The 18,458-nt window shown below is 38.7% G+C and carries 16 protein-coding genes; 3 read left to right on the forward strand and 13 right to left on the reverse strand.

The window, feature by feature from the left end; genetic code table 11:
* The 10 genes from rmuC to R3D00_11755 all read right to left on the reverse strand — a co-directional run.
* A partial coding sequence (gene rmuC / locus R3D00_11710; GenBank protein MEZ4773841.1) for a DNA recombination protein RmuC occupies positions 1-867 on the reverse strand: 867 nt, incomplete at its 3' end.
* A 134-nt stretch (positions 868-1,001) separates the two neighbouring features.
* Positions 1,002-1,967: a zonular occludens toxin domain-containing protein gene (locus R3D00_11715; GenBank protein MEZ4773842.1), complete on the reverse strand. Its 966-nt coding sequence runs from the start codon at positions 1,965-1,967 to the stop codon at positions 1,002-1,004.
* Complete coding sequence (locus R3D00_11720) at positions 1,948-2,784, reverse strand: hypothetical protein (protein ID MEZ4773843.1); 837 nt, start codon at positions 2,782-2,784, stop codon at positions 1,948-1,950. Before R3D00_11720 ends, R3D00_11715 begins: the two co-directional genes overlap by 20 nt.
* A gap of 6 nt (positions 2,785-2,790) precedes the next feature.
* Positions 2,791-3,261, reverse strand: coding sequence for a hypothetical protein (locus R3D00_11725; protein MEZ4773844.1), 471 nt, complete (start codon positions 3,259-3,261; stop codon positions 2,791-2,793).
* 3 nt (positions 3,262-3,264) lie between these two features.
* Positions 3,265-3,891: a hypothetical protein gene (locus tag R3D00_11730; protein ID MEZ4773845.1), complete on the reverse strand. Its 627-nt coding sequence runs from the start codon at positions 3,889-3,891 to the stop codon at positions 3,265-3,267.
* An 11-nt stretch (positions 3,892-3,902) separates the two neighbouring features.
* Complete coding sequence (locus R3D00_11735; protein ID MEZ4773846.1) at positions 3,903-4,514, reverse strand: hypothetical protein; 612 nt, start codon at positions 4,512-4,514, stop codon at positions 3,903-3,905.
* Positions 4,515-4,540: 26 nt separating this feature from the next.
* On the reverse strand, positions 4,541-8,806 hold the full coding sequence (locus R3D00_11740) for an SNF2-related protein (protein ID MEZ4773847.1): 4,266 nt from the start codon (positions 8,804-8,806) through the stop codon (positions 4,541-4,543).
* Positions 8,807-8,809: 3 nt separating this feature from the next.
* The gene (locus R3D00_11745) at positions 8,810-9,031 is read right to left on the reverse strand and encodes a hypothetical protein (protein MEZ4773848.1); all 222 of its coding nucleotides are present in this window, start codon (positions 9,029-9,031) and stop codon (positions 8,810-8,812) included.
* 4 nt (positions 9,032-9,035) lie between these two features.
* Entirely contained in the window at positions 9,036-13,139 is a 4,104-nt protein-coding gene (locus R3D00_11750) for an N-6 DNA methylase (GenBank protein ID MEZ4773849.1), read from the reverse strand.
* Between the two features lie 302 nt (positions 13,140-13,441).
* Entirely contained in the window at positions 13,442-14,266 is an 825-nt protein-coding gene (locus R3D00_11755; protein ID MEZ4773850.1) for a tyrosine-type recombinase/integrase, read from the reverse strand.
* Positions 14,267-14,390: 124 nt separating this feature from the next.
* Here R3D00_11755 and R3D00_11760 point away from each other — a divergent pair, with 124 nt between their 5' ends.
* The 3 genes from R3D00_11760 (at position 14,391) to R3D00_11770 (ending at position 16,464) form a co-directional block, all read left to right on the forward strand.
* A complete protein-coding gene (locus R3D00_11760) occupies positions 14,391-15,758 on the forward strand; it encodes a S41 family peptidase (protein ID MEZ4773851.1) in 1,368 nt (455 codons plus the stop codon).
* 63 nt (positions 15,759-15,821) lie between these two features.
* Positions 15,822-16,166 carry a DUF5655 domain-containing protein gene (locus R3D00_11765; GenBank protein ID MEZ4773852.1) on the forward strand — a complete coding sequence of 115 codons (345 nt, stop codon included), beginning with the start codon at positions 15,822-15,824 and terminating at the stop codon, positions 16,164-16,166.
* A 4-nt stretch (positions 16,167-16,170) separates the two neighbouring features.
* Positions 16,171-16,464, forward strand: coding sequence for a hypothetical protein (locus R3D00_11770; GenBank protein ID MEZ4773853.1), 294 nt, complete (start codon positions 16,171-16,173; stop codon positions 16,462-16,464).
* An 80-nt stretch (positions 16,465-16,544) separates the two neighbouring features.
* Here the strand turns inward: R3D00_11770 and R3D00_11775 are convergent, their stop codons facing one another.
* From R3D00_11775 to R3D00_11785, 3 genes are read right to left on the reverse strand one after another with little or no spacing between them, the layout of a single operon-like run.
* Positions 16,545-17,705 carry a glycosyltransferase gene (locus R3D00_11775; GenBank protein ID MEZ4773854.1) on the reverse strand — a complete coding sequence of 387 codons (1,161 nt, stop codon included), beginning with the start codon at positions 17,703-17,705 and terminating at the stop codon, positions 16,545-16,547.
* Positions 17,702-17,980, reverse strand: a complete 279-nt coding sequence (locus tag R3D00_11780) for a hypothetical protein (GenBank protein MEZ4773855.1) — start codon at positions 17,978-17,980, stop codon at positions 17,702-17,704. Before R3D00_11780 ends, R3D00_11775 begins: the two co-directional genes overlap by 4 nt.
* The gene (locus R3D00_11785) at positions 17,977-18,456 is read right to left on the reverse strand and encodes a hypothetical protein (protein ID MEZ4773856.1); all 480 of its coding nucleotides are present in this window, start codon (positions 18,454-18,456) and stop codon (positions 17,977-17,979) included. Before R3D00_11785 ends, R3D00_11780 begins: the two co-directional genes overlap by 4 nt.
* Positions 18,457-18,458 lie beyond the last annotated feature (2 nt).

Genomic DNA, 18,458 nt, shown 5'->3' on the forward strand with positions numbered 1-18,458 from the left:
AATGCTTTGAGTTAAAGCTTTGTTAGCAGCATCTACGCCTGCAACATCACCTTCGTCATAAGCAGTTTGTAATCGTACATAGTCTTCTTGTGGGAACTTAGCATCAATAGGTAAGTAAACCTCTTTGCCATGGTCATCTTTTCCGGGAAGTTTAATTGCAAACTCTACATGGTCGTTGGAACCTTGTTTTGTTTTTACGTTGGCTTCGTATTGTTCTGGAGCCATGATTTGCTCCAAGATATTTCCTAATTGAATTTCACCTAATACACCACGGGTTTTTACATTGCTCAATACTTTTTTAAGATCACCTACACCGTTGGCTAGGTTTTGCATTTCTCCCAGTCCTTTTTGTACCGCTTCTAATCGTTCACTTACTATTTTAAAGGATTGCCCTAAACGTTCCTCCAATGTTTTATGTAGCTTTTCATCTACCGTCTCACGCATTTTCTCCAACTTCAATTCGGTAGATTTCACCAACTCATCTTGTTTGGTCGCCATGGCATCAAATTTCTGCTTTTGTAGGTCGTTGAAGTCTTTTACATTTTTACTAAAAATCTCGCTAAAGTCTTTTAGTGAATTGGTGAGTTCCTCACGGTTGTCTTTGGCATTTTTATTAAGCCCTTCACTAATTTGAGTAAGCTTTTCTTCTAATTTCTGTGTAAGTTTATCTAAGCCACCAGAAAGCTCTTCACGGTTTTCTTTTAAGGCAGCGGAAAGCTCGGTTCTGTTTTCTTTCAACTCGTTTTGTAACAGACCACGCATTGCCTCAATGATAGGCGTAGTAGTATCTGTTTTACCGCTTTTGAGCAGTAAAACAATTAAAAGTACTAGGCATAAAGCCGATAAAATGATTGCAATAATCTCCATATATCCTGACATTTTTTGACAAAGGTCTGTAAACGTGTTGTCAAATAACGTCAAAAATAGAGAAATTTACCGAAATTCCTTGTAAAAACCCTGTAAATATTTGCGTTTGTGGAAAGAATTCTATAAGAAAGAAATTATTTCGAGGCAAAAGGAGAATTTGGTCCGGTTTCATGGTGGCGTAGGTACTCGGTAATGAGTTTTACGGTAGCTGCCGAACGGTTTTTGTATAAGGGTTTGTCTTGATGATCTCTTTCTTGAAGCATCATCCGGATTTTACGTTGGTCTTCGGTATCAATAAACTTCTTACAGGCACGGATAAAAGCATCACGGCTGCAACCACGAATTTTGAGCCTTCGCATATCTACATACACAAAGAAGCTTCTGCGTTTTTTGTATTCGTCTTTACTGATGCTGCCATCGGCAAAAGCATTGTTGGCAAGGTTGTATTGTTCGTCTACAATGTAGGTCGCAATTCGCACTAAAAAGTAATTAGGTATTCTGCTTTCATACCTCGATACATCATCTACCTGATGGTGTAAACGGAGCCAAGTACAGTTTTGCCATTCGGTGGTGGTAATTTTAGCTATGGACTGGTGACTAATCATAATATCCAGTCCATTGTGGCGGTTAGTGGTGAGTAAACCAACTACGGTTTGTCCTTTCGCACCTACCATGTATTTATCCAAATCTTCCAGTACCAATAAGCCGTTTTTGAACTGGTTTACCATACGTTGTACTACTTCACGTTTTTCCTCAATGCTCATGTTTTGTCCGTTTTTGGCTATTGGTCGGATCCTACGAGCTTGCACCTTGGTTAAGGCTTTGATATGAAAAGGACTTACCGTTGGAAACATCGGGTAATCGTCATCATTTACATCAAAAGCCAGCACCTTTCTGCCTTTTCGACCGGTAGAAGCATCGTCTTTCATGTAGTGGCGTATCTCAGTAACATTGCGATAGGTTTTACCCACACCGGTTTCACCACAAATAAGTACCAACATGGGTTGGCGTTCCAAATCTTCTTTGGAATAGGTAATGGGCTTTCTGCCTCTGGTCGATTTCTTTTGCTCTATGTCTTGATTAGTCGTTTCCTTCTTCATCCTGTGCTACTTCTAATACCGTGTTTTCTAATTCTTCATCCTCGGATTCTTCTTCTTGCTCCATGGAAGGTTCATAAGCCGGTTCGGGCATGGCATTGGCTTTTTCTTCCCGAATGATTTCCAGTATGCGATCAAGCAGGATTTCATTTTCGGCTCGTATTTCCATTACCACTTGGGCTTTCTTCATGAGGATTGAGAGTACCGCACCCAGTAATTGCTGTTCGGGAGTGAGCTTTTTGGCTTTCTTTTTTAGAATAGCAATAAGCAAAGGGCGAAGCAGGATTTTATCTTCTTCATCAAGCTTGATGCGTTTGACGTTTTTGGCATTCTGCTCATCAATAACCTGAACAATTTCTTCAAAGTCGTAGAAGTCTTTGTGCTTTTTGATTTTCACAAAAAATCCACTTCCCACGGCAAGCACATTGTCGGTCATACCCAATAAAGTATCCGCAGCTTGCTTGGCATGTCCAGTTGGGAGTTCAAAATCTTCTCCGTCTAGTTCATCCAAACCGTCTTCACCTTCCTCATAGGAACCAATTTCCTGTTCAGGAGCATCGTAGATGTTTTGGTCAAAGTCATCGTTTATGGATGGTTCATTTTCCGATTCATCTTCATTGTTATCATCTTGCTGTTCAATATTTTCCTCTATCGGTTCCGTTTCCTGTTTAGGAGTAACTACCTTTTTGCCATGACCGATTTCATCTTCAACTACCGGTTGGTTTAGCGGACTGTTATTCTCGTCCGGAATCTCTTCAAAAGCCACGTTTTCGGCTCCTGAATTCAATACTTGTTCTACTTCTGAATGTATGTCCTTCATGGCTGTTTACAGTTTTGATATAAATTGAATGCTTCGCTCTTCCAGTTGGTCGTACAACTGAATGAAGGGCTTGTAATAGTGTGGAATCGTTAAGCGTTCATCTACTTTTTGTTTGTAGTAAATGATGTTGCGTTTTCCTGTTCCAAACACCTGGGCAACTTTGGCGTAGCTGTATGAAGTGTATTTGTGGTACAAATGATAACAAGCCATGCGAGCTTCCCGGTACTCGGTAGTGGTGTTGGTATAAAAATCTTCTTCCTTCAAATCAAACAAGGCAATTGCTTCATTAGTAAGGAAGATAAGCAGCAAAGGAGCATTGTTTTTTGCCGGTTCAAACTGAGCTTTTTCTACAAAGCTGCGAAGCAATACCACCGTTTTTTGCAAACCGATTTTACCCACCACCATGTCGATATGGTATTGTAAATTCTCATAATCCGAACGCATGGTTTTGCCATGGATAGTATTTGTTTCTTCCATTGGCTAGCGTTTAATGGTGTAGGTATAAGAAAACATGGCTTTGTAAAGGGTGTATTTACCCACCTTGACTTTTGAGGCTTCCAAAGGCGTTTTGAATCCCATTTTCTGTAAATCGGTTCGGACAATTTCTCTTTTGCCTTTGGCATACAACTGATCCAAAATAGCTTCATCTGAATTTGCCTTGCCAGTCGTTTTTGGAGCCTTATACTCAACGGCAAAAACCTCATAAGCTTCTAAATCGGATAGTTCCTCAATTGTTCCTTCGGTTTCTTCATCGGTATTTAACCCAAATACTTCCTGATTTTTATTAAACAGGGCTTTGGCTTCTTTTTTAGAGACAATCTTCCAAGTGAATCCATCGCTGAAACTGTATAGGCTGCCCGGTTGCAAATCGTCTTGTTCTTCGTTGTTTTCCAACTGGTCTTCAAACTCTTCGTACAAGTCTTCTTCCAATTCTATGGAAAGGTGGTCTAGCTTTTTAGCCAAACGATCATGGTCATCGTCTAGGGCATGTTCCAAATCTTCTTGCAGCTCTTCAAATCCTTTGATGCGTTTTTGCAATTGCTTAGGCAGCTGCTCTGTTTTTAGCTTGTTTTCGGCTAGGAAAACCTGATGCGGATATTTTTTCATGTTCAATATTTTTATGCGGTTTGTTCTGCTTTTTCTTTGAGTTCGCTGAATTTTTCATGCAATTCATCTTCAATAGGCTTGATTTTGTTCATGCCCCAAATGCGTTTGAGGTCGCACAAGAATTTCTGCACGGCTTTTTCGGTTTGCTCTACCTTATTTGGATCCTCTTTAATTGCCTTAGGCATCATGTTGGCAATCTTTTTCATGTTGTCCTTTAGCTTGGTCGTGAGCTTTCTTTTGACAGGCTTTTTGATTTCACCCGAAGCCATTTTTTGCTTTCGCTCATCACGGAGTTTTCTTCGGCATTCAGCGAGGTAGTCCATTGTCTTTTCCGACTTCTCTACAATCTTTTTGGATTGAGCTTTTTTAAGCTGCTTTTTTTGTTGCTGCTCTGCCTTGTCGCTTAGTTCGTCTTTTAGCGTGGAAATATCTTCTTTGAGCAATTCAATAGCCGTTTCGCCAATTTGTTCTGCCATGTCCTTCATGGTTTTATCGTCCGGAAATTCCTTTAAACCTTCCAGTGTTTCATCGTAAATGCTCAATGCCTCCAGGGAGCGTTCGCTCAATACCTTTTTGGCTACACCTTCTTTTTCGAGCAATTTGTATGGATCATTTTTTATCATCGCTTGTATTATTAGTTGTTAATGAATTATGCAGCCTTTTTTAGGGCTTTGATGCGTTGCAGGCGTTCTTGCATTTGCTTGAAAGCACCACGTAGTTTTCTGATTTTATCGAGCTTATCTGCTGAACTTTCCAGTACTTCACCTTTTTTGGCTCGTTTGGTATCGGTTGCTTTTGCCGATTCACCGCCATATACCATAAGTTCAGTAAGTACCTTATCGTTGAGAGAGGCAAATTCTTCCACACGCTCGGCAACAGACTTGGGTTTGTAGCCTTTTTGCTCACGTTCTTTGATGATTTCCTCTGCCTTTTGACTTACCGCCTCGGTTCCGGTTCGCTCTTCCAAAATGCGTTGTTTCTCTTCGATTTCTGTATTGATTCTGCCGTTTACCTGCTCAAAATCAAAGTTGATGTCGTAGCCTTTGGGTTCCAGCACTTGTTCCAATCCACGCTTTAAAGTGGCATTGGCTTTTCGCACCGTATCGTAAATGTTTTGATCTCGATAAGTGGTTTGGGTAGTTTCATCCTCCAAATAATCCTTGTAGATTTTAAGCACCGTTTCAATGCTTCGGGCTTGCACTTTTATTGGATTACCATCTTTATCGGTGGTCTTTTGAGGCTTGTAGCGTTCCACCGCCTGATTGACATGTTCAATATTGCTATTGAAATTATCACGAGCCGACTTAATATCGGTGAGTACATTTTGCTGATTTTTTAGGCTGTTGATTTCATCCTGAATTTGCTCACGCTCTTCCATGAGTAGTAGTTCAGCCAAAGCCTTTGGATCGGTTACTAATCCCATTTTTAATTCAGAAGGGTTGAATTCTTCTAAATTCAGAGCATTGGTTTTTCCGGCTCTGTACCATATCTCATTGATGCGGCTTGTTTTTTCTTCTAATTTTTGAAAGATGAACGTATCCACGCTGTCTTCCATCAGTGGATTGACGATTCGCACATTGGCATAGCGGTTTCCGAATCGCCAAATACGCCCTTCGAGCTGCTTTACATCCGTAGGGTTCCAATCGAGCCAACAATTGTAAAGTGTAGTAGCTTTGTTTTGAAGATTGATCCCTTCCTTAATGGTCGCACTTCCAATCAATACTTTGATGGTTCCTGCCAAAAACTTCTCTTTGATGCCTTCCTTTTTTGCAGCACTCAATCCACTTTTGATGATACCAATTTCACTATCCTTAAAGCCAATTTTCTTAACGAGGTATTCACGAATAAGTGGAAAGAAACTCACTCCGGCATTCATGTAGATTACCTGTCCGCTAACATCTTCACCACGCATTTCATGGAAACGCTTCACACTTTTAATGCAATCCATAACGTATTTAAGCTTGGGGGAAGAATCCACGTATTGCTCATAACTTGGATTTTTGTCCGGATTACAAGCATAGAGGTATGGACTTAACGCCAATTGCCTTGCAAAAGAAAGTCCACGCAATATTCTAGCTCCTTCTTCTTCATCAGCCGACATGTTACTTTCATCAATGGCATCGCCCTTGGAAGTGTCTTCACTTTCTTCTTCCATACCCATTGGGTTTACACAGAAATTGGTGAGGCTTGTTCTACCAGTAACATACAACTCCACATCCTGCATAAAACCTCTTTGCGTTGGGGTAAGTGGTAAGTTGGTACTGATTTGCTCTTCGGGTGGAAGTGCAATTACTTGATCTCCTTGACGCTTGTTTGCCATGGGCAACACAATCTTGTTCGGACGTTGGATATTGGCATCTTCACCCGTTTTATATGTGATGAATTTGAAAATGAGCGATTGTAAAGCAATAAGGTTGGCAAAGCCCATCACAATCTCTTTTCGTTCCGGTTTGAGCTTGGCATTGATGACCAACTCCAAACTTGTTTTGATGTAGGTATCGAAAAACTCTTTGATGTTCTTTACTCCCGATTTTTCCAATTGCTGATAACCAATTAAGGCAAGCATGGAATAAATCTCTAGTGGAGAATTGGTAAATGGCGTAGCGGTTAAAAGCAGTACGTTTCTCATTTTATTGTTTCTAAGAATGTACTGGCTAATCATAAAGCCACGCAAAGCCGTCATGGATGGTTGTCCGGATTTGATTTCATAAGGAGCACGTTCACGTTTGCCACTCCCTTGCTGTTCACCTTTTACCTGAGTAAAGGACTTTTTCATGGCATGAGCTTCATCAACCACCATGTAGTCAAAACCAAGCTCTTCGATGTTTGCTGTTCCTCCTTTCACGCCACGTCCCATCATCTCTTCAATCTTTTCAAAGAGCTTTACTTTTTCACGTTCTTCCTCGGTTCCTTGGTTGAGAATATCAAAAAGCTCATTCCCAATGGTGTCCCAAGTATCATCATTAAAGGCTAATCGGTTGAAACCTTCATAAGTGAGTACCGAAATGGAATATTCAGGAACAGGTTGCACCGTTTCGTTTTCATCCATTAAGGGCTCTAAATAATCTCGTCCAAGATTATACAGATCCATCACCTGATATTGAGGCAAAACTCCGGTAAGGGTGACTTGCCCTTTTTCTACCACACCTCGTAGTTCCGATAGCCAGTTTTTATAGGTTTGGTTCGGAACCACAATAAATGGACGTTTACATTGTCCGCTTTCCAAGGCTTGTGCAAGCGATAAAATAGCGGTCATGGTTTTTCCTACACCTACATCATAAGCAATACAACCGGAACCATGCACACTGATAAATCCAATACCTTCTCGTTGAGCCGGACGGATAAATAATGGTTTGTTTTTGAAAGTAGCGGAACAGGTAAAGGCTACCGGAATTTTGAAATAATTGATTTCTACATAGCCGTTGTAACGCTCATTCCAAAGCTGCTCAATCTTTAACTGGTCTTCACGAGTAAGTCCCTTTGCCAAAAACTCCACAAAGAACGTATCACCTTCCTGTTTGGCATTTTGACGAATACGGAGCTTTTCTTCTTTGTCGTAATGTCTTGGCGGTGTTCTGCCATCTATGTAGTAGGAAATAATATCCCAGGCACTTGATTTCTTAAAGTCATCTTTAGGCTGATTGCGAAGCCATTGTTTAAACGCATCGGTTAAATCCGTTGTGCCTTCTTGCCATTTTCCGGTCGTAGAATTGTACTCTGTGAAAGCAGTTCCATCGGTCAAAGCTCCCACACGAATCTCTTTACCAAAAGAAGAAGTAGGCTTGATAAACAAGCGGTTTTCTTTTCTCGGATCGGTCAAGGTAAGTTTTGGTGGTTTTACCGCTTCTAATCCTTTCCATTGGCGGTTGTATTGTTCTTCGCCAAAGGTTTGAATGATGGTTTCTTTTTCACGCAGCAATACCGATTGACGTTTGTAGATGTTTTCGGCATAGTAGAGTACGCTTGGCATGTAGTCGCCATTGTAGTAGCAAACCACTCCGGCTTTGAGCCACTTGTCCAGTTCTTTGCCAACTTCATTCAAGGGAACCACATATTTTGACCAACCGTTTTTCTTAGCCAAAATCACCGTTTCGTCATTGTAACCATTGGTTTTGCGTTTATACCAAACCCATGCTTTGATTTCATCTTCGGTAAGTCCTTTGTTGTATTGCTGCATGATCTCGTCAAAGGAAAAATTGTCCTTTGCGACCACCATGGGAGCATCCGGATTGATGGCTTTTTGTAGTTCCTTTTCTGCTCGTTCCTTTTTGGTTTTTTGAACGACTTGCTCAATATTTTCTTTGTACACTTTATCCTTTACCAAATGCTCCACATCGTCTTTGATACTGGATTCAAGAGCTTCCACATGTTTTACTGGAACATCTACCGAAGGCACATCAATACCTGTAATTACATCATCCATAGAGCCTTTAACCTTTGTAGTCGGCTTTCCAAAACGGTCGGTAGTTTCGTATTGCTCTCCCAATATTTTAGTTGGGTTTTTCTCAAACCAAGCATCACCCATCAATAAATTAGACTGCTCTGTTTGGCTTATGGATTCATTTTCCTTGACGGTTTCCAGTTCTTGCATTTCCGCTTTGAGCCATGGGTAATCTTGCAATACCTCTTCGGGAATTTCTTTTCCGGCTTTAATAGCTTCGGTAATGAGATATTCATGCTGTTTACCGTCCGCATGGTTCAATACCATTGGGCTACCGGTTTTTTCAATCGCCTTGATTTGTTGGTATTCTGTTTTTCGCATTTCCCATGCGTACTCGGCAGAAGTAATGTCGTTCGGACCAATAAAGCCTCGTTCTTCTAGTAGTGGATCCATGCTTTTTTGTTTTTTAAGTTCTTCTAATCGTTTGTTTGCCTCTCGTGCTATTTGGGCAAAGCCTTTATATCCTTGTGCCATGCCTTATGCGTTTTGATGAGCTAATTCTTGTTCAATAAGTGCTATGGCAGAGCCAATAGGCATGCCTTCTTTGGCTACATACCGAATAATCATTTCCTCAATCCGGGCATAACCTTTTGGAGTGCTTTGCATTTCACACACGTATTGCCACTTGTTGGAATCGCATTCCTGTAATTCCAATTGGATGAATTTTTTCAGTTCGTTTATGGATGAATTTTTTGCCATGTCTTTAGTTTTTGCGTTTGAATACTATGATGTCTGTGCCGATGTCGGTGGTTTTAAACATTCGGGCAGGAAGTCTGTAAGCATCTACCAGATCAGCTTTTGCAGCTACCTTTTCTTTGAGCTTGTTGTATTTGGAATTGTTAGTTAGAAAGGCACTTGGAATGATAAATACCAATACACCTCCGGGCAGCAATAAATCCAGTCCACGAGTAATGAAGTACTGATCGTATTCCGTGGCTCCAGTCCATTTCTTTTCTCCCATACCTGCCCATTTTCCTGAAAACTCACCGTAGGGAGGATTGCCAATAACCAGTTCATATTTTGCCCCACCAAAATCATCTTTCAAGTGGGTATTCCCTGCAAAAAAGATGGTTTCAAAAGGCTGCTGATAGATACTGGCATTCGGGTAAATAATTTCTGCAATGCGAACAGAATAGGGATTGATTTCATAACCCACCAATTCAGCTTCTTTGGGAGCGTATTTGAAAAAGTTTCCTGTTCCGCAAGAAGGCTCCAATACAGCACCACCTGAATAACCGAACTTGTATGCCAAGCCCCACATTTTCTGCACAATAACCTCCGGAGTGAAGTATTCATACAATACACCTTTGCCCGAAGCTCCTTGCTTGATTAAGCCACCGCTTCCGGTATATTGTGCAATGAATTGTTTGTCCTCTTCTGAATAGGCTTCATCTTCGGCATCTTTCTCCACGATAAACTCTTCAATTTGAAGATTCAAATCATATTGATTACTTGGCTTTTTATCGGGCTTGGATTCAGGCTTAACCGCAGGCGTTTTTTCATTGAGTAGGTAGCGAACTAAATATTCTAGCACACCCGAAGTAGCACCTGGTACTTTCCAAATCTCATTGTCTAAAATCAGATCATCGAGGTAATTGCGAATAATCGCTTTATGTTTTTTCTCGCCTGATTTACTTTGGGTAACCAAAGAAGAAGATTCCAGTTTGATAGGAGCTCGTTCTTTGAATCGCTTGCGAATGTCTTTGACCAATTCCAATTGAGATTGAATGGAAGTGGCTTCAATACGGTCTAATAAAATCGTTCTTAACTTGGATTGATTGTAGGGATTGCCAAATACCAACACTTTGTTTTGTGGGTATTCGTCATCGGTCATTTTCCATGAAGCAGTTAGGATAAAATCAATGGAAACTTCTTTGGCTACCGGACTTTTATCAGGAATTTGACTAATGGTAATGCCTTGTGTTTTGGCAAAAGCAATCAGTTCATCAAGGGCTTTTCTAAGTTTCTTTAGTTTTTGCTCTTCATTATTGTAAATACTATCCCTACTTTGGATATGAGCTGCAAGTGTTTTTACATGCTCATCAAATGCTGCTTTTAAGGCTTTTTCTTTCGTTGAGAAAATATCTTTATCTGAAACCGGTGTACTTGGAGAAGAAGAGCCTGAAAAATCACCAAATTGTTTGCCCGAAGAATTGCCATAACTAAATCCTTTTTCAGGAATGGTTCTTAATCGAATGGAACCTCTGTATCCGGTTTGTTTGGTAAAAGGAATTTCAATTTCTTCCTCAGTATCTTTTAAAAGTTGTTTTTCTTGTTCCTTGGGTTCATCAATTTTTTTGGTAATAACCGTATTGAGAACCGTGTCAAAATACACATCGCCAGTATCGGGATAATCACGTTCATAAACGACATCCACAACAAGAGGCATCATCAGTACAAATGGATGTTGTAACCCTCTAGCATCTTTGGTTTTCCCCTTTTCAGCTAGCAAACAACCTTTGGTTGCTTCCAATACACCTAACTCTAATTCAGTGATACCCAAATACAATAGTGCCTTGATGGAATCAATAAGAATGTCCACGGCAAAACCAACAAAGTAGCTGCCTACTTTTAAGCAAACAGGGTAATTATCCGGCTTTAAAAATCCGGAGCGTTTCATGCCTTCCAAAAAGCTCAATAGACTCTCGGTGTCTATGGGCTGCACATGATTTAATGAAGAAGGAATGACCGAACTGTAATCCGGGTATCGTGTTTGGGTACGGTATTGCTCCACACGATCCTGATCCAATTCTGAAAGTCCTGTGCCATCTTTGCTATCAACATTGATGGCTTCCCAACATTTTGGAGAGATACAGTACAAGCCTTCGGCTGCGTGATCGGTATCAGGAATAAAAAGGAGCTTGAATCCATTAGTAGCAACAATGCCATTTTTATCAAAATTCACCCCCAACATGGCGGTTCGGTATTCGTCTTTTGAAACGAAAGAAGCAACAATCTTTTGCAAGCCTTTATCCATCGGATCGGCTTTCCAGTCAAGTGGTTTAATTGCTTTTACCTGCTTGTATTCCTGCGGAACGAGTTCCCAAAGATTGGTAGAAAGAGCCTCTTTAAACTGTTCATCATCAATAATGCGATAGTAATGAGCCCAACCTAATTTTTTCATAGGCGTTCGCATTCCGGTCATTTGCGAACGAAGAATGGCTTCAGGAAAACTTTCTAAGTGATGTCCGTTGCGAATATCCATAAGAAGCACATCCAGTTCCCTGGCAGCTCCTTCGTAGTTCTTTTGTTTGTAGGCTTTATCAAATGCTTGAAATATGCCATCGGGAGTTAATCCACTATGAGCAAGAATGCCTTCGTCTTTGGGTTGTTCTTGTGGCGTTTCAGGTTTGGGATTAGTTTGCTCTTCATCATTTTCAGTAGCTTCTAATTCCAGTTTATGACCTTGATTCAAAAGATTACTAAGCCATCCGGATATGAACTTGTTTTGCTCTTTTTTCTCTTTGAGATTCACCAGTTCCTTACCGTCCTCAAATACATATACCGGTCGGTAACCAAATTGGTCTTGGTAGTGCATGGCTTCACCTGTTTCCAGTTCCAAATCAATACGAATCTGCATATCAGGATCGGGAACTAAATCGCCATTCTGACTGAAATAGTGAGCCAATGCAATGAGGTAACGTCCTTGTTTATCCTGACCTAAAAAGTCATAGGATAAGTCCATCAAGACTTTACTATCCAATACCGATTTACCATTTGGAATACCTGTCTCCAAATGTTCATTTAGATTAGGAATGAGTTTTTGAAGCTTATTAAAAATGGCACTATAAGGCTGCATCTTTTTAGGCTTGGATAAATTCTCCAATGCCTTTAAGTTCTTAGTCTTTTCCTTTAGCCAGTTATCGTAATTACCGGTAAGGGCTTTTTTATCTGCATCGGTAATATTGGCGTAGTTTTCATCGAGCCATGAAGTAAATGCCTCTGTGGAAGTGCTTTCGTTTTCCGGTTCTTCAATCGGCTTATTTATTTGCTCACGGAATTTTCTGAAAAATAAATGATATTCCTTGGGTGGAATTTGTGGTTTTTCAGGATCCGGATTTAGGATGTTTTGAATGGTATAATATTCCTCCCAAATCTCATTTTTGCGGTCGCTCAAATCAGCATGATTCACACGCAACCAACCTGAAAACAGCAAAGGCATTTCCTCTTCCTCTAAATTGCCAAAATCAGCTTGTCGCTTTCGAGCAAACTTCCCAAAGGCATTGAGGATTTCTAATTTGTCCTTTTTGCTTAATGGACGGTCGGATTGAACGAGTGGCTTTGCACTTGGCTTCTTGGTTTGAACTTCCGTTGGTTCGGACTTTTCTCCAATGATATTTCCTTCTTTAAAAAGCTGACGAGCTTTACGGACATAGTTTCTTGGATAGATGTTGATGGAGTGGAGCTTGTCTCCAAAGGTTTCTTTGGCAAACTCACTTACCAATTGCTCGGCTATGTTTTTACTTGGTTCAAATACAATGTAGTTCTCCCAAAACAGTTTGCCTTCATCATCTTTAGCTGCAATGCTCACATAACTGAAATTCTTATGATCAATATTTTCTTCGGATGCAGAAAAAGAGGGCTTTATATTTATAGCAATGGTTGTTTCTCCCGATTCGAGAGCTACTTTAAGGTTGTTTGCAAAATCTACAATGGAATTGGTCTTAGAAGCATACCACATATTTTGGCGGTAGCTGTATTTAAAACCTACGGCTTTTAATTGAGAGGTTGTCGCTTCGTCCGGCTTTTCATCAAAGCGAAGCTCTACACCGTTTTTATTTGTATTAAATGAAATATCTACCTTCATCCAGTCTTTTTATTAATTATAAAAAGCCTTTCTAAAGGCAGGGAAAGCAAAGCCTATATAGCAAACAGGCTGCGATTACACAAAGCCTCTATAATATATATATTTATAGAGATACTTCTGTGTGTACAAAGGTAATTTAAACACAGAAAAAAAGTTGGTTTTAAATTGTAATTCGGTACAAATTAAGATGCGTCTCAAATATTATAATACCTAAAAATCTTTATAATAAAGGCTTTGCATTTATTACAGGGATAAATTAAGCCGTGTTTCATCGGTACAACTTTTCCAACTTTTTCAGTCTGCTAATCATCTAATGGACTCTTTATATTTTGGATGGAATCTTTTGCAATATGCGTGTAAATCAAAGTTGTGCTGATATTGTTGTGCCCAAGTAGTTTTTGAATATGTGCTATGCTTATACCATCTTCAAGTAAGTGGGTTGCAAAACTGTGTCTTAAGGTATGTAGAGTCGCTGATTTGTTTATTTTGGCTTTTTTCAAGGCTCTCTTAAATAATTGTCCGGCACTTTCGGAAGAGTATTTACCTCCCTTTTGCCCTTCAAACAAGTACATCTTGGGTTTGTATTCTTTGTAATAATCTCTTAAAAGCAAGAGCACTTTATTTGATAGGATCGTATATCTATCCTTTTTTCCTTTTGCACCCTTTATATGTATCAACATTCTTTCCGAATCAATATCTTCTTTCTTTAACTCCAGCAATTCCCCAATTCTCAACCCAGCGCTGTAGATGAGCGAGAGTATTGCTTTATGCTTCATATTGTTTGTGTTTTCAATTAGACGTATAGTTTCTGTTTTACTCAACACAACAGGTAATTTGTTTTCCCTTTGGGTTACTTTTAAATATTCAAATGGAATATCTCTTCTGTGAATTTCCTTATAGAATAACTTTAAAGCTCCAACAATTTGCCTTTGATAAGAGGCTGAGATTCCTTTAATGTTTACCAAATGATAAATAAAGCCAAATAACTCCTGGTCGGATATAGACTTGAATGGTTTATTGTTGAAGTGTGATTTTGTCAACAACAAATGCCCTTTGTAATTGGTAATAGTCTGTTTGCTATAACGCTTTAACTCCAAAATCCTAATAAATTCTGTTATAATATCCATTCAACAAAGATAGCTGTTTATACAGATTTATAGCAGATTAACATAGTAATACAATGATAAAATTTAATTGTTTAGCTATATTTGCATTAACAACAAGTTGTGTGCAATTAAAACTAAAAACTTAATGATTGACTTTAGACATATATTCCTATTTCTGACTTTTATCCCAGTGATTATATTTGGGCAAAGCAATACTTTTAGCAAAGAAATGATACTTGAGGATTTAACATACCTTCAGTCAGCATTAATTGAAAAACATCCAAACATTAATATCTACACAACGAAAGAGGAGTTTTCTAACTTCTTCAACAATTTAACTATAGAAGATAGTTTAACGGAATTGGAAGTGTATAATTTGTTATCCAATTCAAATGGAGTTATCAAAGATGGCCACACATTATTCTATCCAAATAAGAAATGGATGGAAAACAATAATGCAAACAAATTATTTATCCCGTTGCAGCCGTTTTGGGATGGCAGTAAATTGTACGTTTCTAAAAGCTATAGCTCAATAGGCAAATTGGAAGAAGGAACTCAAATAATTTCTATAAATGGAATAAAGTCATCCGAACTAATTCAAGAAATGCTGAGCAAAATGATGCGAGACGGAGACAATTACAATTACCCCACTTGGGTTCTGAATACGTATTTTTACGAATATTTCAGTTATTTCTATGGTTGTAGTGAAGAATACCAAATAAACTTTTATGATGGATTAGAAGAAAGGGCAATATCTTTTAAAGGTATTTCCAAACCTGAACTTTTTAAACAAATCAGAAAACTTCAAGAACCAGATGAAAAAGGAATAACACTTGCAATTGACGAAGAAAAAAGCATTGGTATTTTAACAATCAAAGACTGGCATAATAATATTTTAAAGAAGTATTACGGACAAAAGTTTGTTCCTGAAATTAAAAAAGCAATTGAGCAAATTAGAGATAAAAGTATTCAAAATCTTATTATTGATGTGCGTAATAATCAAGGAGGTGATACAAGGAACTCAAATTACTTACTTAAATATTTACTAAACGAACCATTTGTATTGGTAGAACAATATTATAGAAAGAAAAAAGGAATTATTGTAGAATGCAATGGTCCACAGAGTGGATTACATCAACCAATGTCTCAAAACTTCAAAGGGAATATCTATGTGCTAATAAATGGTGGTAGTTTTTCAAACACAGGGATATTCTGTTCCGTGCTTAGAAAACACAAAAGAGCAATCTTCATAGGTGAAGAAACGGGAGGAAGTGAGTTTGTAATTTGCGGGAGTCCCAAAAATATTACACTCCCCAATACTGCTATCCAAATCGAGTTGCCACAATTACAATATATGATTAAACCTAACGAAGATGACAAACTTCATAGTGTTATTCCAGATTATTACATTAAACCCAAAATCGATTATATCATAGAACAAAAAGATAAGGATTTGGAATTTGCTTTAGAACTAATAAGTAAAAGCACACAACAAAGGCTAAAACGACAATAGGCTCGATTCCTCGCCTCCTGCGTTTAGCCAAACCGTTAGGTAGCATTACGAAAAAACAAACAAATGGAATATACGGTTAATGACCACTTGATAAATAAAGAACCAATAGTTTCCAAAATCTACGAGAAACTAATAACCGAATGCGAAAAATTTGGAACAGTAACTCAATTACCTAAAAAGTCAAGCATTCATTTGGACAGTAAATCGGGATTTGCTGGAGTTTACTCACGGAAAAACTACCTCTTGTTGAAAATTCACACAAACTTTGAAATTGAGAGTGAAAGAATACAAAAAATTGAAAAAATATCTGCTAACAGATTTAAGCATATAGTTAAATTGGAAAAACTTAATGATGTTGACAAAGAATTGATAAGTTGGCTAAAATCTGCCTACGAATTAAAAAGTTGAAAATATGAATAATATTATCAAAGGTTTGATTGCTGGGACAATTTTTGGAATTACCTCAATAATACCAATGTTCTTTATGGAATTTGAAGATAAGCAAAAAGCAATTATTGCTTCATTTGTAAATAGGTTTTCTATTGGGTTTATTATTTTCAACATTGACTTGCCAATACAGGGTTGGTTGAAGGGATTAATAATTGGCGGAGTAATGAGTTTTCCAGATGCTTTGATAACGAAGGCATTTAAACCAATAATGGCATTGGGGTTAATTGGTGGGCTGATTTGCGGATTATTAACCTAAAAAAGTAAAAAAAACGCTACCTAACACTGTGTATATGTCATAGCCACCTATCGGCAGGCTACGCCACATACACGCGACCGTTAAATAAACAACTCCTTATAAATCTCCATTGTGGACTTGTTGTAGCTCCAATTCTTCCACGCATACTTTAAAGCTTCTCGTCCAATGTCGGTGCGTAATTGAGCATCAGTAATCAATTTCTGTAATTGCTCTTTCCACTCATTTTCATCTTTGGCAAGCATACCATTTTCACCATGTTTGATGATTTCAGAGTATGGGAATACAGAAGAACTTATCATAGGAATTGCAAAGGCAGCAGCCTCCAAATACTTTATAAAGGATTTTCCTTCTGTATTAAATGGATGGTCGTTCATGGGGTGAAGCATTACATCCAAAGCGAGCTTATTCAGCTTAGTTGGATATTCCAAAAAGGACACCGGCTTCACGAATTTGAGAGGTAAATCACCAAGGCTGTATTCGTTTTTGAGTTTTCCATTCCAACCAAAAATGAAGAGTTCCGCATTTTGGTCTTTCAATACTTCCTGTAAAATAGGTAAAATACTTTTAACATCTTCGGATTGAGACGGGTTGGTGATAATTCCTATTCGTACAGTTCTGCCATTGTTCTTATTGATTTGAGGTACTTCGGCATAGGCTTGATTAGAAAGTAAGTTGGGTACAAAAGCAAACATCGGATCTGCATCAGGAAAAGCGAATTCCAACTTATCTTCAATGGCTTCCAATATTCCATTGGTTGGAGCTGTTATCGCATCCATTTTGGAAAGGTTCTCCAATAGCTTATCCAGTTGCTCTTTTGGGTACTTTTTTATTCCGGGATGATAGTCAGGAAAATTGAAATAATGACAATCAATATCCATTACAAACTGAATACGGTCGTTAATAGAAACTATCCCTTCAATGATAGGTTGAATATTCGTGAAAAAGGCAGGAAAAACGATATAATCTGCCCAACGGATCAATCGTTCATCAACTGGCGTATCATATTCATCATGCTTCTTGTTGAAGTTCCATTTGTGAATTTGATTCACAATAGCTTTATGCGACTTGGTTTTGTTGAGCTCCAAAGCAGGTGCAATCATTCGGTAATAACCCGAAGCATTCATGCAAGGAGCCACATACAACACATGCACTTTTTCAGCTTCATCTTGTAGCTCAGGATATTTTTCCTCGAAGGAAAGGGAGCTGTTTAATCGCTCCAATAGTTCTTTTACATTTCTCATGCGTTTACGTCTTTTTTAACCGGGGTTCCCTCGAAATACTTTTCAATCTCGTTACCGGTTTGTTTGTCATAAATGATGGCTGCATCGGCTTTTGTACCGTATTCCGTTACTTTCTTTCTAAGTCTTGCTAGACCTAAATGTCGGTCCAGGAACTTGGAATACTTATGCTTCCAGTCTAGTGACCATAGTGTTCTCACATTGCCATCTTTGAAATAGATGAGCAGTTTTGAAAGGGAGTCCCTTTTCAATTTCCATCCTCCTTGGGGTGCTGTCATGGTTTGAATTGTTTTATTAAAGTTTTTAATGGAATAAGGCTATGGTACTTTTCACCATAGCACAGAAAAACCTTTACAAGGTTGTCTTGAAGCTGAATTTTAGCATTGACCTTTTCAACTGGGATGGCATGTGCAATGGCGAGGTGCTGTAAATAGTCACTCACACGCTTCTCAACGATGGGCTGCAAACCCAATGCAGCAGCCATACCTTCACCTGCAAAAAAGTCGATTAATTCAGGGGTGGGAATGGCATATAATAATGCCTTGTCTGTTATCAATCGGGCTTTGCACTGTTTGTTCTGCAAACCAATTTCAACGATCATATCTTCCTTTGACAGTCTATAATTCTTGGATTGTACTTGAAAGTAGCCATGTACATTGCTGATTACCTTCTTTTCATAGCCGAAAACATCTATGGTTACATTCTCCATATAGTTTTTAAGGCTCTCTTTGATTCCTTTTTTCTTTCCTAGCATGT

This window comes from Bacteroidia bacterium (assembly GCA_041391665.1).
Taxonomy (GTDB): domain Bacteria; phylum Bacteroidota; class Bacteroidia; order J057; family J057; genus JAGQVA01.